This is a genomic window from Thermobaculum terrenum ATCC BAA-798, assembly GCF_000025005.1.
GTDB lineage: Bacteria > Chloroflexota > Chloroflexia > Thermobaculales > Thermobaculaceae > Thermobaculum > Thermobaculum terrenum.
On record NC_013525.1, the window covers coordinates 553040 to 574232 of the forward strand.

General features: G+C 55.3%; 21 protein-coding genes, 1 tRNA gene and 2 pseudogenes. 14 read left to right on the forward strand and 10 right to left on the reverse strand.

The annotated features are described in order from the left end of the window. Window positions 1-11 precede the first annotated feature (11 nt). A complete protein-coding gene (locus tag TTER_RS02460) occupies window positions 12-2309 on the reverse strand; it encodes a lamin tail domain-containing protein (protein WP_012874452.1) in 2298 nt (765 codons plus the stop codon). A 212-nt stretch (window positions 2310-2521) separates the two neighbouring features. On the opposite strand from TTER_RS02460, the gene TTER_RS02465 reads away from it, so the two are divergent. Beyond that, window positions 2522-2995: a hypothetical protein gene (locus tag TTER_RS02465; RefSeq protein ID WP_012874453.1), complete on the forward strand. Its 474-nt coding sequence runs from the start codon at window positions 2522-2524 to the stop codon at window positions 2993-2995. 1 nt (window position 2996) lies between these two features. On the opposite strand, the gene TTER_RS02470 is transcribed toward TTER_RS02465, so the two are convergent. Together TTER_RS02470 and TTER_RS02475 are read right to left on the reverse strand one after the other, a co-directional pair. Beyond that, window positions 2997-3962, reverse strand: coding sequence for a prephenate dehydrogenase (locus tag TTER_RS02470; RefSeq protein WP_012874454.1), 966 nt, complete (start codon window positions 3960-3962; stop codon window positions 2997-2999). Between the two features lie 15 nt (window positions 3963-3977). Beyond that, window positions 3978-4538, reverse strand: coding sequence for a hypothetical protein (locus TTER_RS02475; RefSeq protein ID WP_012874455.1), 561 nt, complete (start codon window positions 4536-4538; stop codon window positions 3978-3980). A gap of 212 nt (window positions 4539-4750) precedes the next feature. Here TTER_RS02475 and guaB point away from each other — a divergent pair, with 212 nt between their 5' ends. The 7 genes and pseudogenes from guaB to TTER_RS16430 all read left to right on the forward strand — a co-directional run. Continuing rightward, complete coding sequence (gene guaB, locus TTER_RS02480; protein ID WP_012874456.1) at window positions 4751-6223, forward strand: IMP dehydrogenase; 1473 nt, start codon at window positions 4751-4753, stop codon at window positions 6221-6223. An 8-nt stretch (window positions 6224-6231) separates the two neighbouring features. Next, on the forward strand, window positions 6232-7080 hold the full coding sequence (locus tag TTER_RS02485; protein WP_012874457.1) for a ParB/RepB/Spo0J family partition protein: 849 nt from the start codon (window positions 6232-6234) through the stop codon (window positions 7078-7080). 313 nt (window positions 7081-7393) lie between these two features. Beyond that, window positions 7394-9175: a glutamine--fructose-6-phosphate transaminase (isomerizing) gene (gene glmS, locus TTER_RS02490; RefSeq protein WP_012874458.1), complete on the forward strand. Its 1782-nt coding sequence runs from the start codon at window positions 7394-7396 to the stop codon at window positions 9173-9175. Then, complete coding sequence (ubiE, locus tag TTER_RS02495) at window positions 9172-9900, forward strand: bifunctional demethylmenaquinone methyltransferase/2-methoxy-6-polyprenyl-1,4-benzoquinol methylase UbiE (RefSeq protein WP_012874459.1); 729 nt, start codon at window positions 9172-9174, stop codon at window positions 9898-9900. Before glmS ends, ubiE begins: the two co-directional genes overlap by 4 nt. Next, window positions 9897-10598, forward strand: coding sequence for an HAD family hydrolase (locus tag TTER_RS14535; protein ID WP_012874460.1), 702 nt, complete (start codon window positions 9897-9899; stop codon window positions 10596-10598). Before ubiE ends, TTER_RS14535 begins: the two co-directional genes overlap by 4 nt. A gap of 2 nt (window positions 10599-10600) precedes the next feature. Then, a pseudogene (locus TTER_RS16425) lies at window positions 10601-10831 on the forward strand (NrdH-redoxin); the annotation flags it as partial. A gap of 27 nt (window positions 10832-10858) precedes the next feature. Further along, window positions 10859-11128, forward strand: a pseudogene (locus TTER_RS16430) (PDZ domain-containing protein); the annotation flags it as partial. A gap of 15 nt (window positions 11129-11143) precedes the next feature. Here the strand turns inward: TTER_RS16430 and TTER_RS02510 are convergent. From TTER_RS02510 to TTER_RS02520, 3 genes are read right to left on the reverse strand one after another with little or no spacing between them, the layout of a single operon-like run. Continuing rightward, window positions 11144-12028, reverse strand: a complete 885-nt coding sequence (locus tag TTER_RS02510; RefSeq protein WP_012874462.1) for a carbohydrate ABC transporter permease — start codon at window positions 12026-12028, stop codon at window positions 11144-11146. Then, the gene (locus tag TTER_RS02515) at window positions 12025-12954 is read right to left on the reverse strand and encodes a carbohydrate ABC transporter permease (protein ID WP_012874463.1); all 930 of its coding nucleotides are present in this window, start codon (window positions 12952-12954) and stop codon (window positions 12025-12027) included. The genes TTER_RS02510 and TTER_RS02515 overlap by 4 nt, the downstream gene beginning before the upstream one ends. A gap of 40 nt (window positions 12955-12994) precedes the next feature. Beyond that, on the reverse strand, window positions 12995-14539 hold the full coding sequence (locus tag TTER_RS02520) for an ABC transporter substrate-binding protein (RefSeq protein ID WP_012874464.1): 1545 nt from the start codon (window positions 14537-14539) through the stop codon (window positions 12995-12997). 128 nt (window positions 14540-14667) lie between these two features. On the opposite strand from TTER_RS02520, the gene TTER_RS02525 reads away from it, so the two are divergent. Together TTER_RS02525 and TTER_RS02530 are read left to right on the forward strand one after the other, a co-directional pair. After that, window positions 14668-15192, forward strand: coding sequence for a cob(I)yrinic acid a,c-diamide adenosyltransferase (locus TTER_RS02525; RefSeq protein WP_012874465.1), 525 nt, complete (start codon window positions 14668-14670; stop codon window positions 15190-15192). A gap of 128 nt (window positions 15193-15320) precedes the next feature. Next, a tRNA-Arg gene (locus TTER_RS02530) sits at window positions 15321-15394 on the forward strand. Between the two features lie 359 nt (window positions 15395-15753). Here the strand turns inward: TTER_RS02530 and TTER_RS02535 are convergent. Then, a complete protein-coding gene (locus tag TTER_RS02535) occupies window positions 15754-15969 on the reverse strand; it encodes a hypothetical protein (RefSeq protein WP_012874466.1) in 216 nt (71 codons plus the stop codon). Between the two features lie 108 nt (window positions 15970-16077). Here TTER_RS02535 and TTER_RS15720 point away from each other — a divergent pair, with 108 nt between their 5' ends. After that, the gene (locus TTER_RS15720) at window positions 16078-16245 is read left to right on the forward strand and encodes a hypothetical protein (RefSeq protein WP_169302603.1); all 168 of its coding nucleotides are present in this window, start codon (window positions 16078-16080) and stop codon (window positions 16243-16245) included. Between the two features lie 99 nt (window positions 16246-16344). Here TTER_RS15720 and TTER_RS02540 read toward each other — a convergent pair whose 3' ends face one another. Further along, a complete protein-coding gene (locus TTER_RS02540; protein ID WP_041424314.1) occupies window positions 16345-16581 on the reverse strand; it encodes a hypothetical protein in 237 nt (78 codons plus the stop codon). 124 nt (window positions 16582-16705) lie between these two features. Then, window positions 16706-17638 (reverse strand): sodium:calcium antiporter, encoded by a 933-nt coding sequence (locus TTER_RS02545; protein ID WP_012874467.1) that lies wholly within the window; start codon window positions 17636-17638, stop codon window positions 16706-16708. Window positions 17639-17809: 171 nt separating this feature from the next. Between TTER_RS02545 and TTER_RS14540 the strand changes: the two genes are divergently transcribed. The 3 genes from TTER_RS14540 (at window position 17810) to TTER_RS16325 (ending at window position 19598) form a co-directional block, all read left to right on the forward strand. After that, window positions 17810-18319: a copper chaperone PCu(A)C gene (locus TTER_RS14540; protein ID WP_012874468.1), complete on the forward strand. Its 510-nt coding sequence runs from the start codon at window positions 17810-17812 to the stop codon at window positions 18317-18319. 108 nt (window positions 18320-18427) lie between these two features. Then, window positions 18428-19093: an SCO family protein gene (locus tag TTER_RS02555; RefSeq protein ID WP_148211871.1), complete on the forward strand. Its 666-nt coding sequence runs from the start codon at window positions 18428-18430 to the stop codon at window positions 19091-19093. Further along, complete coding sequence (locus TTER_RS16325) at window positions 19068-19598, forward strand: c-type cytochrome (protein WP_012874470.1); 531 nt, start codon at window positions 19068-19070, stop codon at window positions 19596-19598. The genes TTER_RS02555 and TTER_RS16325 overlap by 26 nt, the downstream gene beginning before the upstream one ends. Here TTER_RS16325 and TTER_RS02565 read toward each other — a convergent pair. Beyond that, the gene (locus TTER_RS02565) at window positions 19582-20844 is read right to left on the reverse strand and encodes an MFS transporter (RefSeq protein WP_012874471.1); all 1263 of its coding nucleotides are present in this window, start codon (window positions 20842-20844) and stop codon (window positions 19582-19584) included. The genes TTER_RS16325 and TTER_RS02565 overlap by 17 nt on opposite strands. Between the last annotated feature and the right edge of the window lie 349 nt (window positions 20845-21193).

The window sequence follows — 21193 nt, forward strand, 5'->3', positions numbered from 1 at the left end:
GTGTGTTTGGGTTAGCTACGACTGCCCCCCTGCCCCGTAGCGGGCATTCCCTTGGGGATAGTGACGATCTGTATGTCGCTGGCTTTCCTGGGTAGCAATCTCCAGGTATCATCCCAGCGGGATACTATTCCGGTGATCTGTGCGAAGTCATGTTTGCCCCCTTCGAATCTGGGTATGCCGGTTCCTTCGTCTATTTTGACCACCACCTCTCCAGAGCCGTCGTTCATATAGAGGCTGGGCCATGAGCGTGCGGTGATAGGGGCAGCAATCGTGACCAAAGCTCCTTCGAGATCACGCCCTATCTTGCTGGTTGAGACCCTGACAGGCTGTACGGGAGCTCCTACAGATAAGCGCGTTATATCACTGCCGCTCTCGAGCCTGACTATCCTCTCTTTATGGTAGGTGTCCAGTACGCCCTGGACCTGCACAACATCTCCCTCGATAAGCTTAGGATACTTGTCGTTTGTGAGGTGTAGAGCTATGCCAAGTCCACCGGATCCAACGTACATTCTCTCTTCTCCAAGCGATCCTGGAGGCGCTGTGACCTGGGCCGTAAACCTCACTCTTGTGCCCATTGGCAAGGAACGCAGAGCGCCCAGCGTGGTGTCCAGCCACTGAGTGTTCTGGATGGTTTTGCTGAGTATGATGTCGGATGCAAATCTCGGCATTACTCTGTAGTTATCGTTCCATCGGCTCACTATACCAACGACTGTCAGGTAGTCGCCCGCCTCTGCCTTGGGATTTTTGATCCTGGTACCATCTGCGAAATATATCCTGGTAGCCCCACCATTCAGGTAGATTGATGGCCAGCTAGACCCTGATACCGCGCCTGACAGTCTAACCAGGAGTCCTTCGGTAGATGGTCCTACATCGACTGGAGATATATCTCTAGGCATGACTTGCGTGTAAGTTTGAGACGGTTCTATCTTGTCTGCCTCGATTCGATGCTGCGAGTAGTATATGGATGTTCTTCCTCTGATCGTAACCTGTTGACCTGGATGCAGCCTGGTAAGGTTGCCAGTGACCAGTATCCCTGCGCTGGTATCTTGCACATACATAGTGCCTTTGCCAAGCAAGTTAGGGGGTGTTGTGACAATACCGGTTACCTCTACTGGAATATCTGTGGACAGCGTCCTGGCGAACGCGATGTTGGTTCGCAGGTAGTTGATGGGCTTGCTTTCTGGCAGATCCGCACTCCTGGTGATCGAGATGTCGGAGTTGAACCTTGGGACCAACCTGTAGCGCCCATTTACGGAGGACAATATACCTGTGACCTGTAGTTGGTCACCTTTTTGAGGGGACAGCCAGGACACTGTGCTTGGGCTCGATATATGTACTCTGGCGGGTATGGACGTACTGCCATCGACGAGCATTAAGTCCGGTTTGCTGGAGGCCGAGACCTCGCCAGAGAGCCTTACCAGCCTGCTTTCAAACCTGGGGCCTATATCCCTGGCCCTTATGTCCATGGGTGAAACTTCGTAACTCTGGCCAGTAAGCTTTATACCACCATCTACGGGTCTCAGGGCTATTTCACCATAGTAAGTACCCATAGTCCCAGTAACTATGACTTCCTGCCCTGTCGCTATGCCCGTGATACTCGAGGCTGTAAGCACCAGGACTCCACCTGTATAATCCTGGACATACATCCTCTTGTTGCCGACAGAGTTAGGAGGGGCTGTTACCGTGCCCCTGATCTGCACTAACTTGCCTGCGGGGGACCTTCTGGCGCTATCTATGGTCATCGACTCGGGTGTCGGGGTGGGATCAGGGGTGGGAGTAGGGGGTGTTATTACGCCTCTGCTGCCATTGGGATAGAGGGGCGTAGGGACAAGGTCCACTCGTATGCTATCTGAGCCATCAGGATAACGGGATGCCGAGCTATCGTCCTGCATTTCGGGCACTTCTAATTCGTCGGACAGTGAGCCGTCGGGCTTATAGATCCGAACAACATCTCCAGCTTGGCCGAAATCTATAAGAGTCTGACTCGAGAATACGACTATATATCTCCACTCTGTGCTGAAGGAGTCGAAGCGGTAGGGTAATGACCCGCCAGGGCCATCATCGATGATCCATCCGTCAAGGTCTACATAACTGCCACCATCTCTGTAGAGTTCCACCCATTGGTCTCCTCTGTTGACGACGCCATCATGATTCCAGTCAGTTATGGGGTTGCTCATCACCTCATTTATTATCAATCGGGCTTCGGGCTGGTCTGCCTTGACTGGGGGACTCTGCATACAGATTGCTACCGATGCCAACAAAACCAGGATTAGACAAAGACGCAAAAACAGACGGGGCTTGATGTTCATGCATCCTCCTCTTCAAGTTTTTGTATTGTGGGCACGACCAGGGATGAGTGAGTGCGAAACTGCACAGATGATACAGGAAGTGGGCATTCTCTGTCTACGATACTATTGAAACTTCTTTGCTGCTGGGGACACTGGTATAAACCCCTGTTTACTGGAGAGCCCTTTCTTTGCTAACTGGATGGGGTGTGTGCTATGTTGGGAGTATGAATGTCATGAGATTTAACATCATAGACCCTGTTGGTACCGTAAGCTTCGTGGCTCCTTGTCATGCCATGAAGGTTTTTACAGCTGCATGCTCTCAGAACCCGCGCAGCCTGCAGGAACTGCTCGATTATTCTGAGTCCTACGATCCTGACCTGAAGCGATATGTTCTGCATGGACTGGCGGTGTTTGATGAGCACAACACCAAGGAGAATCCAGAGGCTATCAGGAACGTCCTCTCCAGCACAGCTCCTGAGGGCACTCCTCCGTTCAGGATTATAGACAACATCACGCGCGAAGTTAGCCTGATGCCCGTAAAGGCTGGGTTGGTCATATTCAACCTGATAGCCAAGAGGATAATCCAGGTGCAGAACTCCTATGCAGACATAGAGAGGAAAGATAGGGGACGAGTACGTCGCAACGGCAAACCTACCAGGATGTTGTTCCGTTACGAACTACCTCCGGACTGGCAGCTGGTGCCTTAGGTTATCTGTTGCGTCTGCCCACAAACATCCTCTTTATAAAATCTTGCAGGCCGGTGGTCTCGGTGGCTTCTCTGCCTGGTTTCTCGCCCCATTCCTGCCGTACCTGGTTGGCTTGCTCCAGCAGCTGTCTTATTTCTGACTGTGTGTCCTGGTTATCCCTGTCCAGGGAGTCTATCAGGGCACCTAGCTGCTCATGATAGCGCTCCAGCCATCGCTTGAGGTCCTTGGCATGATTCTGGGCATCTGTGGCCAGCTCTTCGGGAAACGGTCCGAGGAACTTTGCTATCTGCTCTAGATCAGTCTGCGAGAACCGGCTGATGTCCTGCCATCCTGAGTCGCTCCTGACGGTCCTTGCCAGTATGGCCACTAGCATGGCGGGTAAAAGACTAGTGGCAGCAAACTGTGAGTCGTACTCTGTCGGGTCTGCAAAATAAGCCTTAGCGCCTATAGCATGCACGATACCTACTATGAGGTCTATATCCTGCGCCTTGGCCCCGGAGTGAGGGAATACACCATACATCATCCCCCTGAATAGCTCTTTGCTTGGAGAACCCTCCCTTGCCAGGGATATCATCGGATGGCCAGCAACAAAGCTTATCTGCTCCTCTTTGTGGACGTAGGTGTTGAAGATCTGGAGCGTATCTGCTATGCGTGGGTTGGTGGTGGTTATCACCGTGCTCCAATTGATGAGCGGTATGATCTCCGCGATAGTTCTTGAAGCCTCCTCCAGAGGGCCCGTGACTATTATGACTGCTGCGTCCTCGATGGCGCTGGGAAGCCCCCAGAAGCTTTTGTCTATAGCGCCAAGCTTTTCGGCTCTCTTCTGTCTGTCAGGATCGTAGTCGAAGCCGGCGATCTGCAGGGGAATGGTGCTGCTATCTGTTTTCTGCTTGGCCAGCCAGTCTTTTAGTGCCAGGCCCAGGGATGTGCCTACTAGATCTAATCCTACTATTGCTATGCGTGACATAAATCCTGCCTATTGTTATGCTTCAGAGCCCGATTTGTGGGCTAGTGCGAATAGTTCTATCAGTATAAGTATAAGCAAAAGCAGGACTGCGTTTATCAGGTTGAATAATCCTGCCACGTTCATTGCTGCGCTTAGCGCAAGAAACAATGCCAGCAGGTAGGCTTCTCTGCGTGCCCGGTTCACGTCTCTCTTGTGTGCTCGCAGTGTGAAGAGGCGAAAGCCGATCGCATAGCCTATAGGCATGAAGATCGTATAGCATGCGCCGAAGAACATTACCATGAAGAGGAGATAGCCAGGCAGGCCATATCTATCAGGGGGAACGAAGGTGAACATATAGAGCAGCCCTGCCCAATATATCAGGCTCTCGAACCAGAATATGCGGCTATCTGTGAGGCGGCATATCGGTATTGCTGCCGTGATAGGGGCTATCACCAACAACCCATAGTAGAGCAGCCTTGTAACGGCAAAGATATCGCTTTCGGCGCCTATGTTGATGCTGAAGATATAGTAGGCGATACTTGCCCAGGCCAGGGCGGATATGGGCCAAAGCAGCAGGGCTGACTTCTTGAAGGACAACTCACCCTCCAGATAACTGATATATAACCCTTAGTAAGCATAATAGATGAGCTTAGCACCCCCAACCCTATGTAAAAGAATTGCTATAGAGTTGGCTTCCTGGCCCTTATAGGAATAAGAATATTCGAAAAAGCATTCTGCGGCGGCGTGTATCTACTTTACATTGGCCTTCACGCAAGCTTACAATTACATAATATCCTGGAGGTGAGGCGGTGCTGGACGACAAGTTTGCTCTTGAAGGCTACACTTTTGATGATGTTTTGCTGGTTCCTGCTTATAGCGAGGTGTTGCCATCTGAGGTTTCTACTTCAACCTGCCTGACTCCTCGCATAAGCCTCAACATCCCTATAGTCTCTGCCGCTATGGATACTGTTACAGAGGCTAGGATGGCCATAGCTCTGGCACGTGAGGGCGGGATAGGCATAATCCACAGGAACCTGTCCATAGAGGAACAGGTAGCGGAGGTCGACAAGGTAAAGCGTTCTGAAGCTGGGATGATCGTCGAGCCTGTTACCTTGCCGCCGTATGCTCAGCTATCCGACGCGGTAGCTATTATGGAGAAGTATCACATCAGCGGTGTGCCTGTGGTAGATGAAGAGGGCAAGCTTGTAGGTATACTTACCAACAGAGACATCAGGTTCGAGACCGACCTGACCAAGCCGATAAGCTCCGCTATGACCTCCGAGAACCTTATAACGGCCCCAGTAGGCACCACCCTAGAGGAAGCCAGGGAGATACTGCACCGATATAAGATAGAGAAGTTGCCAGTGGTGGACGATGAGGGCCGCTTGAAAGGTCTTATAACGGTCAAGGATATCCAGAAGAAGATTCAGTTCCCGATGGCTACTAAGGATGAGAAGGGCAGGCTGAGAGTAGGGGCTGCCGTAGGAGTGGGGCCTGCGGGACTGGAGAGGGCGGAGGCGCTTATAGCTGCCGGGGTTGATGTCATAGTTGTGGACACTGCTCATGGCCATACCAAGGCCGTGATAGATATAGTCAGAGAGATTAAGGCTCGCTGGGATGTGGACGTTATAGCCGGTAACGTGGGCACTCCAGAGGGTGCTGAAGATCTCGTAAGAGCTGGAGCCGATGGCGTCAAAGTCGGTATAGGTCCAGGTGCGATCTGTACCACGAGGATAGTTGCAGGTGCGGGCGTGCCTCAGCTGACGGCCATCTATAACTGTGCCCGCGCAGTGGCTCCCTATGGTGCGACTATCATAGCTGATGGAGGCATACAGTACTCTGGCGATATCGCCAAGGCTATAGCTGCCGGAGCGGACACAGTCATGCTCGGTAGCCTCCTGGCTGGTGTCGACGAAAGCCCAGGAGAGGTGCTCATATACCAGGGTGAAAGGTATAAGGAGTACCGTGGTATGGGGTCCATTGCTGCCATGAAGCAGAGAGGATATAGCAGGGACCGCTACGGACAGGCGGATATAGGCAACGTATCCAAGCTGGTACCTGAGGGGATAGAGGCTAGAGTGCCCTATAAGGGACCCCTCTCTAATCTGGTCTATCAGCTGGTGGGTGGTCTGCGCTCGGCTATGGGCTACTGCGGTGCGAGGAACATCCGTGAGATGAAGGAGAACACTAAGTTCATGCGCATTACCAACGCCGGCCTCCGAGAGAGCCATCCTCACGATGTGGTTATCACCAGGGAAGCTCCTAATTACAGGTTGCGTTAGGGGGCAAGATGTCCAGACCTAAGGGTGGACTAGGAAGAGGGCTGGATGCTCTCATACCGCAAACCAGCAGTACTTTCGATAATTTGGTCCATATAGATCAGATCATAGCTAATCCCTACCAGCCCAGGGGCTCCATGGATGAGGGGAGGCTGCAGTCTCTGGTGGAGTCCATAAAACAAAATGGTATATTGCAGCCCCTGCTGGTGCAACGGCAGGGAGATCATTACCAGCTGATCGCCGGCCACAGGCGCCTTCATGCAGCCAAGATGGCGGGCGTCCAGCAGGTGCCTGTGGTGATCCGGGAGGCCAGGGCGAGCGACAATATGCTGCTGCTCGCCCTTATCGAGAATCTTCAGCGGGAAGATCTCAACCCTATCGACGAGGCCAAGGCGTATAGAGAGCTGCAGAGGAAGTTTGGCTTCTCCACAGATGAGATCGCGGAGCGAGTAGGCAAGAGCAGGCCTGCTGTAGCCAATGCCCTCAGGCTGCTGGAGCTTGCGCCCGAGGTCAAGGAGATGTTGATCCAGGGGCAGATCTCCGAGGGGCACGCCCGAGCCTTGTTAGGGCTTCGCGATCCTCAGAGCCAGATAAACACTGCCAGGCTGGTGGTCGAGCGTGGCCTGAGTGTCAGGCAGACCGAGCAACTGGTCAAGCGCCTCAGGGACAACTCTGGGCAGAGATCCTCCCAGGCTATAGATCCAGAGGTGACCTATCTGGAGGAACGCTTCAGGCAGGCTCTGGGAACGAAGGTATCCCTTTCCCGATCACGCAGGGGGGGCAAGCTAGTAATACATTTCTACTCTGAGGAGGAGCTACAGTCCATATATGAGGTGATAGTCGGGGACAGGTCGAGATAATTTTGTTTACGCTTTATTTGCTTTGTTGGTGCTGTAACTCTAGAATGTTACCGGACTCGAGAGCGAAGGATCTTATCGAGGAAGCGCCAGACCTCTTGCTAAGAGGTGACGAGGGGAAGGCTTATCGAAATCTTCGGCGGGTGGCCTTCCGGCCCGCAGTGGTCGTTAGGAAGGGGACAAATCTTGCGGGTGACCGCTTGGACAAATCCCCGACCGTGCTGCTCCGTTCGCTCACGAGGACCGTATAGAACATAAACTTATCTCATGCCCTGAGGGGTGTTAGTACATCTTTGTGTTCGTAAGGAGGTCCTTTGTGTGCGGTATATTTGGTTATGTTGGTAAGGACAGGGATGTTGCTGGTCTGGTACTAGACGGGCTAAAGCGTCTGGAGTACAGGGGTTACGACTCCTGGGGAGTGGCCGTAGTAACCGACGAGGGCATAAACCTGACCAAGCAGGTTGGAAAGATAGGCGATGCGCAGGTGAATATGCCCGACAGCTTCCTGGGTTTTGGCCACACCCGCTGGGCCACTCACGGTGGCGTAACTGACTACAATGCTCACCCCCACCTGGATTGTACTGGTCGTATAGCTGTTATCCACAACGGCATAATAGAGAACTTCTCTGAGCTCCGGAATAAGCTGCTGAGCCAGGGACACAAACTTAGGTCCGAGACCGATACCGAGGTCGTGGCTCATCTGCTGGAGGAGGAGACGAAGGGACTCGGTAGTGATCCCGCTGGATTTGCAGATGCCCTCCGCAGGGTTTTCATGCAGCTTGAGGGCATGAACGCTGTCATGGCCCTCGACAGCTCTTCAGGGGTAATGGTGGCTGCCAAAAATGGTTCTCCGCTGGTGCTGGGCTACGGAGAAGACGGGTACTATATATCCTCCGATGCCTCGGCTCTGCTGCCTCATACCAGGAAGGTGGCCTTCATAGCCGATGGTCAGATGCTCCTGATAACTCGGGAAGGGGTAAGCGCCAGAGATATACAGACTGGGGACCCAGCATCGCTTGAAGTATCTCAGCTGGAGTGGAGCCTGGAGCAGGCAGAGCTCGGCGACTATCCCCATTACCTTATAAAGGAGATCCATGAGCAGCCTTCTATCCTCAGGTCGATCGCCATGACACAGGGGGAGAACGCGACCACCCTGGCGGAGATGATGAGGGCTTCCTATGGTACGTTCTTTATAGGGTGCGGCACGGCTGCCAACGCCGCGCTCACGGGTCAGTACCTATTCTCGCGCATTGCAAGGTTTCACGTGAACTTCGCTGTAGGCAGCGAGTTTGGGTATCTGGAGCATTTCCTGACTCCTCAGAGCCTTGTGATAGCTCTCTCTCAGAGTGGTGAGACTATAGATGTTATCGAGCCGCTGATCAAGGCTAAGAAGGAAAAGGGTGTGCAGGTTGCAGCGCTGGTGAACGTGCTGGGGTCAACGCTCTATCGCATGGCGGATTTCTCGGTGTTGCTCGGGGCCGGGCCGGAGAAGTGCGTACTCGCTACCAAGAGCTACACAGCCAAGCTCGCGGTGCTCCTGATGACAGCCTATGCCCTGGATGGGCGTCTTGATGAGGGCAAAGAGCTGGTGTTGCGTGCAGCCGATGGCGTCGAGGAGCTTCTCAGAGACGGCATCAGGGACAAGGTAGAGGCGCTTGCGGAGCGCATTTATGATAGAGAGCATATCTTCCTGATAGGCAGGGGGCTCAGCTACTCCTCGGCACTGGAGGCCGCACTCAAGATCAAGGAAGTAACTTACATCCATGCCGAGGGATTTGCCGGTGGGGAGCTCAAACACGGGGTCATAGCGCTCATCGAACAGGGTACTCCCTGTATAGTATTTGCTCCCTCGGACGAGACCCAAGCTGCTATACTTTCAGGTGCACAGGAACTAAAGGCCAGAGGAGGCTTTATCATAGGCATCTCACCCAAATGCTCGGACGTTTTCGATTACTGGATTCCTGTCGCGGACGTGGGCGATGCATCGCCTATAGTTAATGCTGTACCAGCCCAGCTTCTGGCCTATTGCCTGTCTATAAAGAGGGGTACAGATCCCGATAAACCCAGAAACCTTGCTAAGAGCGTGACAGTAAAATGAAGACCAGATACCTGCCTCCACCAGAACAAAAAGCCCAGTACGTGCGCGAGATGTTCACATCCATAGCGCCCGTCTACGATAGATTGAACAGCATCATAAGCTTGGGGCTGCATAGGTTATGGAGGCGGACGGCAGTGCGCCTCTCGGGGCTCAAACCGGGGGATTCCGCCCTTGATGTGGCCACGGGTACCGGGGATTTTGCCATAACCTTGGCCAAAGCTGTGGGCCCAACTGGACGGGTAGTGGGCATAGACTTCAGCGAGGGCATGCTCCGCCTGGCGCATGAAAAGATCAAGAGGCTTGGCCTGGATGGAGTTATTCAATTCGAATGGGCTGATGCACTGTCGCTGCCCTTTGCCGACGGGGAGTTCGATGCCGCTACCGTGGGATTCGCGGGCAGGAACGTCACTGACCTGAAGGGCATGTTCTCCGAGATGCGCAGAGTGGTGCGTCCGGGAGGCAGAGTAGTACATCTGGAGTTGTCCAGGCCCACGCTGCCCATATTCCGCGACATCTACAGGATCTATTTCTATCACCTGGTGCCCGTGGTAGGGGGTGCTCTGGCTAGATCGCGGAGTGCTTACGGATATCTTCCTGAGTCCCTGTCCGTCTTTCCATCGCCGGAGGAAGTGGCGCGCGTGATGCGTGAGGCCGGACTGGTGAAAGTAAGGTACTACCCCCTGGCCCTGGGTACGGTTACTGTCCATGTGGGTGTTGTGCCATGAGTCATGCCGAAGATCTAAGAGTTGTTCTCTTCGATGCACTTGGCACCCTAATAGAGATAACTTCCCCTGTAGATGTGTTCCAGCGCGTGATGGCTGATATGGGCTACGATCTCACCAGAGAGCAGATCAGAGCTGCCATACGGCGTGCACATCAGTGGTGGATGAGCCCCACCAGGGTACCTGGCAGTACTTCCGAGGCAGAGAGGGCAGATCGTCAGAAGTACGCAGCGATGTTTCTGGAGGATCTGGGAATCGATCATGATAGTTCGCTGGTCGACGAAGTGGCTGAGAGAGGCAACTGGGCGCGCTGGGTAAGCGTTTACCCAGATGTTATCCCGGCTTTGGAGGCTTTGGGAAGAGATTACACTCTCGTGGTTGTTACAAATGGTGGACCATCGATGTGTGACGCTATCAACTACGCTGGTCTTGGGAGATATTTTCAGGAGGTGTTCGCCAGCTGGTCTGTTGGGTACCAAAAGCCGGATCCAAGGGCCTACAACGTACCGCTGGCCAGGCTGAGGTATAGGCCCAGTCAGGCATGCTTTATAGATGATACTCCTGAGAATGTTGCCGGGGCTCTGGATTGTGGCATACGAGCTGTACTGCTTGACCGTAAGGGCGAACACCAGGGTTGGACTGGCGAAAGAGTCTCATCGCTGGTAGAATTTGCCTCTTTGTTGGCTAAGAGGGAGGTGTAACCGTGGCTTTACCCGAAGTGGTCATATATACGACTCCTACCTGTGGTTTCTGCAGGCAGGCTAAGGATTACCTCAGACAGAAGAACATACCCTTCGTAGAGAAGGATGTGAGCGTGGACAGGAATGCGGCCTACGAGATGATCAGGATAAGTGGCCAGCAGGGTGTTCCGGTCATCAGGGTAGGCAACGAGATTATCATAGGTTTCGACCGCAAGAGACTGGATAGGGTGCTCCAAAGCGCTGTTGAGGGCAAGGCCAGCCTTGGGGTCAGCGTTGCCGATTCCAGCCGTATAGCCCTCGAGCATGGTGTAGTGCCCATATTTGGCGCCTATGTGGGTCGGGTCGCCGCAGGATCTGCTGCCGAGCGTGCTGGACTGAGACCTGGGGATATCATTACCGAGGTCAACGCCAGACCCATAAGAAACGCCGAGGACCTGGAGAAGGCCATAGAGAACCTCAGGAAAGGCTCTCAGGTCACGCTGGTGTGGGTCAGAGGGCAGGACACGCTCAGGTCCACAGTCACTCTGTAGCTTGGCCCGGGGCCTCTAGCCTTTGAGGCCTGTGGTGGCGATTCCCTCTATGAAGAACCTCTGTCCCATGAAGAAGAGTATTATTATCGGGATGGTCATGAGCACGGAGCTGGCCATCCAGAGGTCCCATCTTGTCTCGAACCCCGCGCTGTTCATGAAGGTAGCTACTCCCAGGGGTAGGGTATATTTCCTTGGGTCGTTCAGGTATATAAGTGGAGTCATGTAGTCGTTCCACTTAGCCACGAACTCGAACAGTATCACTGCCAGCATGGCCGGCTTCACCAGGGGCAGCATTACGCTCCAGAAGATCCTGAGGTGAGATGCGCCATCAACGATGGCGGCTTCCTTCAGGTCGTTGGGTATGGTCAGGAAGAACTGCCTCAACATGAATATGTAGAAGGCAGATCCAAACAGGTTGCCGGCCCACAGGGGATAGAAGGTGTTCACGGCGTTCAGCTTCTTCCATATGAGGAAGGTTGGCACCATCGTCACTGCGCCCGGCAGCATCATCGTCGCCAGTATAAGCGCAAACAGTGGGCCTTTGAGGGGGAAGCTCATCTTGGCAAAGGGGTAAGCGACCAGTGCGCTTGAAAACGCCACGCTTACCACCGCCAGGAAGGTCACTATGAGGCTGTTACGGGTCCATAGAACGAAATCTGTGTTCCTGAGCACTTCCGCGTAGTTGCCCCAAACTATGGGGTCAGGTATCCAGTTAGAGGCAAAGATCTGAGCTCGTGGTTTGAGCGAGGTAGATACCAGCCAGAAGAAAGGTACCAGAAACACAAAGGACAGGACTGACAGGAGCAGGTATATGAGAAATCTCTCCGCGATGTGCGACAATGAGAGCTTTCTTGGACTGGCTGCTACCCTGACTCTAGCTGCCTGGGGTTTCGTGGTCATTTTTGCTCACCCCCTTCGTAGTAGACCCAGCGCTGGGACAGCCTGAACTGTATGATCGTGAAGATGACGATTATCACGAAGATTATCCACGCCAGGGCAGAAGCATATCCCATGTGGAAGTATCTAAACGCCTGGCGGAAGAGATAGACGATGTACAGCAGTACAGCATCGTTCGTGGTGCTTCCACCACCCTCCGAGGTGTTGAACAGCAGTACGGGCTGTGCAAACGTCTGCAAGGACGCGATGATGCTTATCACTAGGTTGAAGAACATAACTCCGGAGATCATAGGCAGGGTTATGTGTAGGAACCTGGCCCATCTCCCGGCTCCATCGATCTGGGCGGCCTCGTACAGCTCTCTCGGGATGTTCTTTAGCCCGGCCAAATAGATCAGCATGGCACCTCCGGCCCCCCAGAGGCTCATGAGCACGAGCGCAGGCTTCATCCAGTTGGGATCAGTAGTCCATCCGGGAGTTGGCAACCCTACGGAGGCCAGAAAGCGATTGAGTATGCCACTGTTAGGATTGAGGATCCACCTCCACAGGATGGCCACAGCGACCACCGGAGTGATCGAGGGCAGGTAGAAGAACGTTCGCCAAAACGGTACGCCACGGACATTGAGGTTCAGCAGCAGCGCCAGCCCCAGTGCTACCGCCAGGTGGAGAGGGACATACAGAGCTGTATAGTATACGGTGTTGTAGAGGGACTTCCAGAACAGCGGGTCGTTGGTGAGGATCTCCTTGTAGTTTGCAAGACCTACCCACTCCGGCGGCTGAAGCACGTTATATTCCGTGAGACTGAAGTAGATCGACGCCAGCATGGGGCCTGCTGTGAAAACCAGGAACCCAATGATCCATGGGGATATGAAGAGGAGGGCCGTGATGGCCTCCTCTTTCTTGTATCTTCTCTGAGCCTGTACGCTTCTCATGGCCATCGCTCCCGCTTATGGTGAAAAGGCTACGGGCGAGCTACTTGAAGAACTTGTCTATGGCCGCCTGCGCCTTCTCCTGCGCTGCTTTCAGGGCATCCTCGGGCGATTTCTCACCCCTGAGGGCCGGGAGTACAGCATCGTTGTTCAGTATGTCGTTTATCTCGGCGTTGACCGGTGAAGGTGGCGGCGCCTGGCTGTTGTTCAATAGCCTTGGGAACAACGCCACTGCCGAGTCTATAGCGTCATTAATTGGGGAGTAAACTTGCTCCCGCAGGAGCTTGTCCGCCTCTTTGTTGGCCGTCAGGGATGGTACGTACTTGCCTTTCTCCTCGTTGGCCTGGGCCTTTGCCCCTCGTAGCCACACCTGGGCATCTGACATAAAGGAGATGAACTCCCACGCGGCCTCCTTATTCTTTGCTCCCTTGGGAATAGCCCAGGCCAGTCCACCTACCGCTGTCACTATCTTGCCGCTCTTGTCGGTGAAGGGAATGACGTTGAAGGGGTGATCAGGAGCAAATTCGGCGATCATCCCTAGCAGCCAGCTTTCGTAGAGCGTCAGGGCCACCTGATTCTGGATAACCGGATGCTGAGCATCCCATTGCCACGTCTGCCTGAAGGCGTCAAATGCCTTCCAGCCTCCCTGCTTCTGTATGGTTTCAGCGGCGTATCGCAGTGCCTCGATGTTTTCCGGTGTGGCGAACGTGGCGGTCCTGCCATCCTCACTCAGCAGGTTGCTGTTGTTCGCCCAGGACCACATCCACATGTAGCCATCCTGCACCTTGTGGTCGAAGCCCCACCTGGTAAGCCTGTTCCCCTGCTTCTTTGTGAGCTTCACGCCGTACTGCTGCAGCTGGTTCCAGTTCTTGGGATCAACGTCATCAGGCTTTATCCCCACCTCCTGCAGGGGCTTATGGTTGATCCACAGAGCTCTCACATCCATGAACTGAGGGATGGCCCATATCTGATCGTCCCAGGTGACCTCCTTGACTGCCGACTCGTAGAAGTTATCCATGTTGAACCTGTCGTCGTTCTCGATGAGGTCGTTCAACGGCTCAAGAGCCCCTCTTGCCGCCCAGCTGATTACGCTGTTACGACCTATCCAGAAGAGGTCCGGGACCTGCCCGCTCGCGACGGCTGTCAGTATCTTCTGGTCTGTGATCTCCGGCACCAGCCTGAGCTGGATGTTGGGGTAAGTTTGCTTGAACAGGTTCACCCTTACCCTGGCGGTTGTGTTATCAGTGTTGAAGCCCCAGGCGGTTATCGTGGCCTGTTCCTTGAACCTCACCTGCCAGCCGGTAGCGCCAGTGGCGGCGGTCGAGGCTGGTGTGGGGCTTGCCGAAGGAGCCATGGAGGCTGCAGGAGTGGCCTCCGGAGTTACCCCCGGTGCTGCAGGCGAGGGAGAAGCCGGCGAGGGCGATGGAGATGTCATGCCTGCGGTTGGGGTGCCTCCACCCCCGCCCCCTCCGCAGGAAGCCAGAATTGGTCCCCCGATCGTCAGTATGGCTAGCTTGCTGCCCAACTGGAGTACCTTGCGCCTCGAAAGTTTGTGTTGGTCCTGCTCTCTGTTATGGTGCCCGTTCATCTCAGTGCCACCTTTCTTTCTATGCTATCTAAACATGAAGATTGCGACTTTGTTTGTCGCAATTTTGGTTCCAAGAAGATAACCTAGAGATTACAATCAGTGAGAATGTTCATGTAGAGGAGGAAGAAGTGCCGGTAGTTAGTACACGCAGAGGTGACGATGGCTTCACAAACCTTTGGGGTAGCCAGAGGGTGCCCAAGTATCATGACAGGCCCGAGTCCTACGGGACCCTGGACGAGGCTAATTCATTTCTTGGCCTCGCCCGTGCCATGAGCAATCATCAGAGGGTGAAGACAGCTATCTATGAGATCCAGCAGGACCTGTACGTCATGATGGCCGAGCTGGCCACTCCGGACGAGGACTATGAGAAGAGCAGGTATAAGATAACTGCAGAGCATGTCGAGAAGCTGGACAAACTGCTGGAGGAGCTGAAATCGCAGGTGGAGCTTCCCAGGGCCTTTATTACGCCTGGGGATACCATGGCCGGGGCCGCACTTGATGTGGCCAGGACCGTCATAAGGCGAGCAGAGAGGATCATTGCGCGGTTGTTCCACTTAGAGGAGATAAGCAACCAGCAGGTGCTGCGCTACCTCAACAGACTGTCCGACGTGGTATGGGTGCTCGGAAGGTACGAGGAATACCAGAACCGCTAGCTGACTATCCCAGACATCAGCTTACCTAGCAGCATACACCGGGTAGAGCCACCGTGAGGTGCTCTGCCCTGATTGCAACTGGGGATTTGATAAGGGGTGGATGCCCTATGCTATAATTGAATCGTCGAGCGCCAGTAGCTCAGTTGGACAGAGCAGCTGCCTTCTAAGCAGCGGGTCGGGGGTTCGAGTCCCTCCTGGCGCGCCGCAGAGTACCAGTTCCTGGCTCGGCAATATCAGAGGACCCAGAGGAAATCGTCCCAGGCGCGTGGGGGTGAGCCGCGATGAAAGGGGTGTTTGTCTGGTGCGGTTGATGCGGCGCCTGGTTGATGGGTGGAGAGCTGCATCACCTGGCTATCAGTGGTGGGGTGGGCTTGCCAGGCTGGATTCCTGCGGTTGTTACTATGCTGATGCGCTGATACGGGTGCTTTGGCTTGGGCGGCCAACGCACCATCCGTGGTGTGCACCACTCTTCCAGAACAGCTGTTGACCGTGATGTGCTCAACAGGGCGTTGGTTAACATGCCGCTTCGCTCCAGGTGCGATGGTCTTAGTGAGTCGGGGCTTACATCTCCCGGTTGCTGGGTAGATGATTAGTCTCCTCGTGAGCATCCGACAGTACGGTCTCAGCGTAGGCCTTGCCTGCTGCCTGGCGCAATCGCAGTTGTAGATCAAGCGCCCAGCCTATGAACTCTGGGCCATTACCCAGCTTTTGCCTGGCCTCCTCGATTAACGCGTCCGCTTTGCGCATCATCTGCTTGCGTCCGTCTGAGGGCCACATATCCTTGCCTCCTTACTACAAGATGATCGTAGCAGCTGCTGGTTCAGGTTGCCATCTGGGAGCCGGGTTACTATCTCCGGGTGCACGGATGGGTCCTCTGGGTGCCCAGTGTTCAACAAGGCTAGTGCAGGGTGGACCGATCCACTCCCTGTGCACCATATCTCGGGGCAGGTAGATTTGGGCTCCTGTGCTCTTATGGTCCTGCGGGAGTCTCCTGGGGAATCGCACCTGGATGGCATCTTCTTCAGCCAGGAAGATTTCTCGGCGCTGTGCTGAAGTGCTTGCAGCTCGTGCCAGGGGTGTAGCTGGTCAGGCGCTCCCCTGGCTCCTGAGGACGTGCGTCGGTGGATGTGGCAGGTCGATGTTCAGGCCAATCTACAGCGGCACTAATCCGGTACCACCACAGTCGGGGCATTCCATCTGCAACAGGCCAACTACGCTTGTCCCCTGGCCCTGGCAGTTGGGGCAGGTCGTCCATCCGATGGGCTGCCCCTGCAGGTGCCCTTTACCCTCGCACTCCGGGCAGGTGATGTTATCTATGAGTCCGCTGCCCCAGCAGAAGGGGCAGGCATACAGCATTCCTTCACCGGTCTCGTATGTATAGCCTTCCACGACTTTCTCAAAGCCTCTTCTATGCGTGTGCTGCAATGCAGCAACAAGTATTGACTATAATTTACATCTTTGCAGTTGATTGTGCAACTATTTTGAATAGTTACTGCACATGTTGTGCCAAGGTCTAAGCGCCTCTCCACAGCGCGTAAGCGATATAGGCCGCGTAGAACAGCAGCAGCAGGGCACCTTCCACGCGTCCCAGACGCTCTCGCAGTATCATGACCGTCACCGCTATCGAAACCCCGAGCAGCAACCACATATCTATGCCGATCGATGAGCCACCCGCTCCACCGAGGATGGCTGACAATCCCAGCAGCAACGTCAGGACGAATATGTTGGAGCCAGTGGCATTAGCCAGCACCACTCCCGAGCTACCCTTCATGCCTCCCACCAGGCTGATAGCTTTGTCCGGGAGCGTCGTGCCTATGGCGACGATGGTGGCGCCTATGGCGTATTCAGAGACTCCCAGCCTTCGTGCGATCTCCGCAGATCCCCTTACTACCAGCTCTGCACCCAGAGCCAGTACCAGGAGCGAGGCCAGGATAATCGCCAGCATAACAAGGGAGTTGCCCTCCTCTGATTCCTCCTCGGCAGCCGAGGAGGGTAGCCAGCCCCGGGCGATCACAAGTGGCAGGGAGCTCCAGTACACCACAAAGGCTGCGACCAGCAGCCATCCTTCTCCCGTGTTCATCCCCTTCCAGAGGACTCCAGTAGCCAGCGCCGTTGCGATCAGCATTACTACCGAGTAGATTTTTGCAGCTCTGTCGGGAATCAGCTTCCTGGACCATAACATCCCCAACGGCAGTGACCCTGCAAGGTTAGCTATACAGGAGCCGATGATGTTGCCGATGCCTATCTCTATATGACCTGTCAGGGCTGCGACCACCACGACCACCAGCTCCTCCCACTCGCCTCCGACAGTGAGCAGCCCTACCACGGCTTCCGAAGAGCGCAACCTTGTAGCCAGGGACTGCACAGCATCTGTCAGCTTATCGGCGCCTGCCTCCAGGAGGACCATGCCCGCAATGACAGCCAGTACAGCCAGCAGAAGCTCCATGTCCCCTCCAGAACCTGTATTCCTCGTATATTATGCCTGCCGGCGAGCAAAACCTGACCAAAAGGTCAGGCCAAGACTGACCCTTTGGTTGGGGACTTATTCCCACCCCGGTGGTACACTGGGTCAGGTGCAGACGGGGCCTTGGACTCCCCCACATAAGGAGTATCACCCATGCAGGAAATGCACCCCTACGAGAGCAAACACTGGCTTGCGAAGCACATCAAGCGCTTTGCTGTCCTTGGCACCTGTCTGATGCCCCTACTCCTCCTGCTGGCGGGCTGCACCACGATGGCACAGGGCGGCCCGCCTCTCACTCCTGCTTCCGAAGATATATCTGTAAGTGGAGCCTGGGTACGAGTTGTGCCGGGCGGTACGGGCTCGGCCTACATGACGATCACCAACAACGGTGGGGCGGAGGATGCCCTGATCGGGGTCTCTACGGACATCGCTTCCAGCGCGATGATCCACCGCACCGAGGTCAAGGGAGGTGTAGCATCTATGACCATGGTTGATCGTCTGCCGATTCCAGCCCATGGCAAGGTGGAGCTATCACCCGGAGGGTATCATATCATGCTCGAAGGGTTAAGGCAGCAGCTCTCTCCTGGAGATGAAGTGGTATTGCGTCTGCGCTTTGAACGTGCAGGGGAAGTCATGGTGCGTGCCGAGGTGCGCAGGCAGTAGCTATCTTCGAGCAGGCCAGGCACGTTTGTAAGTGGTATAGTTACAAGGGAGTCCCCTCAGGTAACGCACAGGCTTCCCACCGAGTTCGTAGCAGGCTAGTAAAGGAGTATGCTCTTGCGTGTTCCCAGGATAATGTGGGCAGGCATCGCGATAGTGGCCCTCATGTGGGCAGGGCTGATAGCGTTGCTGGTTGCACAGAGGATGCAGGGCAGCACAGGCCCGACTGACAGCCAGCTGGCTGATATCCGTGCCGGCACGATTGGCCCCAATGGCGAGGGGACCAGGATAGATCCTCCTGCGCCTCTGAAGAACTTTACTCTGCCATCGAGCAATGGTGGAGAGCTCTCTCTGCACGATCTGCGTGGGAAGTACGTGCTCCTGTTCTTTGGGTATACCCACTGTCCGGACCTGTGTCCTACTACCCTGGCACAGTTTCGTCAGATCAAGCAGCAGCTGGGCAGCAAGGCAAAAGACGTGAGCTTTGTGTTTGTCAGCGTCGATCCTGACCGTGATACCCCTGCTGTGCTGCGCAGGTATGTGAGGTCTTTTGACCCCTCGTTCATAGGGCTCTCTGGAGACCACAAGGTACTTGATGCCATCAAAAGCGACTACGGTCTCTACTACCAGCTCAACAAGGACGAGGGCGCTAACTACACCGTCAATCACAGCTCGAGCATCTACCTGATAGACCCAGATGGGCGCCTGATCATGGTCTACAGCTATGGTACTAATACGGAGGTGATAACTCGTGACCTGGAACGCATGCTCAGCTAAAGTAGCCAGAATCGTATCTGTGGGGGTGCTCTCGCTGCTGCTGGCCGCCTGTGGTGGTGGCGGTGGCGTGGCTACATTAGCGCCCTCCCCCTCTCCCACTCCGCAGGCGTCTGCTGGGCAGGCAAGCCCCACACCTGTTCCTACCGCGTCTGTATCATCTCCCACGCCGGTGGCGTCCAGCGGGCAGGCAAGTCCCACTCCCGCCTCCAGCGCGGCGCTCATTGCCGAGGGAGAGAAGCTGGCGCGCAGTGCTGGATGCCTTTCATGCCATACCACTAACGGCAGGCCGCTTACTGGCCCCACCTGGAAGGGTCTCTATGGGAAGACTGTGGAGCTGACGAACGGGCAGAAGGTGAAGGCCGACGACAATTACATACGCCAGTCCATCCTCGAGCCACAGTCGCAGGTCGTCAAGGGCTATAACCCCATAATGCCGTCCTACCAGGGCAGGCTGAGCGATGATCAGATCAAGGCGATCATCGCCTATATCAAGAGCCTGAAGTAGCTGTATCACGGGCGATCTCAGCCAGCTTCGGGGCCTCTCTCAGCGGCTTATAGAGCAGGGCCGCTATCGCGGCCACTGCCTGAGGGATTGTAGACAGCAGGATGGTCCATGTTGGGCCAAGTGCTCCCAGCATCCATCCTGTTATCGCCACTGATACCGGCTGCAGACCAATAGTCAGCATCCGCCACACAGAGTTTACCCGTCCACGAAAAGCATCGGGCACGACGGTCATCCTGTAGCTGCCCTCCGTGACGTACAACATGGGAACCAACACCCAGCCTACTATGTTCACCACCCCCAGCACCCACAGGTTAGGAGCAAAGGCGTAGGGAGGCCATGTAAGCACCCATACCCAGATCACCCCCAGCAGCATGGTGCCGAAGCGCAACCTGGCGTGTAACCAGGGGGTCACGAGCGCACCCAATATTCCTCCCACACCTCCAGTGGCGAACAACACCCCCATTTGGAAGGGTGTAGCCCCCAGCTCCTGTGCGAGCACCACCATGATCAGGGTGTAGCCGTAGCTGCAGAGGTCGATCGTGCCTACCACTCCCAGCAGGAAGCGCAGCATCGGCTCCTTCCACAGCCAGTGGATGCCATCGCGCACGTCATGCCAGATCTTCTTCCCCGAAGGGGCGTGTGCGTGTCCCTGCAGGTGCCTGCGCACACCCATCAGCATGGCTCCGGATACGACGTAGGAGACTGCATCTACCAGGAAGGGTAATCCCCTCCCGAGGGTGTACAGCAGGCCTCCAATGAGGGGTCCTACCATCTGGGAGGCTTGATCGGTCGTCGAGGCAGCCGAGAGCGCCTGCGAGAGCTGCCTGCGATCCACCACATGGGGCAGCGCCGAGCTGTGTGCCAGGCTGAAGAACGTTGAGAGCGTACCGTCGATCATGGCTACCACTGCCAGGTGCTGCCAGCTCAGGCTTCCAATGGTAAATGCCAGTGGTATGCTGCCCAGAGCTACTGCTCTTCCAAGATCACACAGGAGCATGATCCTGCGCCTGTCCCACCGATCCACCAGAGCGCCGGCTGGCAGAGTGACCAGCAGGTACGGCAGAGTGCCCAGAGCGCTCACCAGACCAGCTCGTGCCGGCGAGCCCGTGACCGCGAGCACGAGGAGGGGGAAGGCGAACTGCGAGACACGTGAGCCCAGCATCGATACGCTCTGGCCGATCCAAAGCAGCAGGAAATCCCGATTACGCCATATGCTACCAACCACAGTATTACCAGACACAGCCATGCAGGAAGACACCTCCATAAAACTTCTGATAAGGGGAGCCTTATAGCGCCCAGCCCGCTGCGGCACTCTCTTGCCTGCGGGCCGAAGTCATGCGGAGGCCATTAGCAGGTATTACAGATACGGGGACAACTGGAAGCACCACGAAGTACGCCGAGACGAGTGCTGGCGTCTTTCGAATGTGCGCCTTTGACCACCGCCGCGCAGGCCAGGCGCCCGAACCTACGCGGCAGAGTCAGCAAGCTGGATGAAGACAGGTCTAAGCTCGCAGAGATGCATGCGCTCATTATAGTCATAGCCCGTTCCTAAAAGCAAACCAGCTTCCCATAGCCATACATGACTTTTGTCCTAT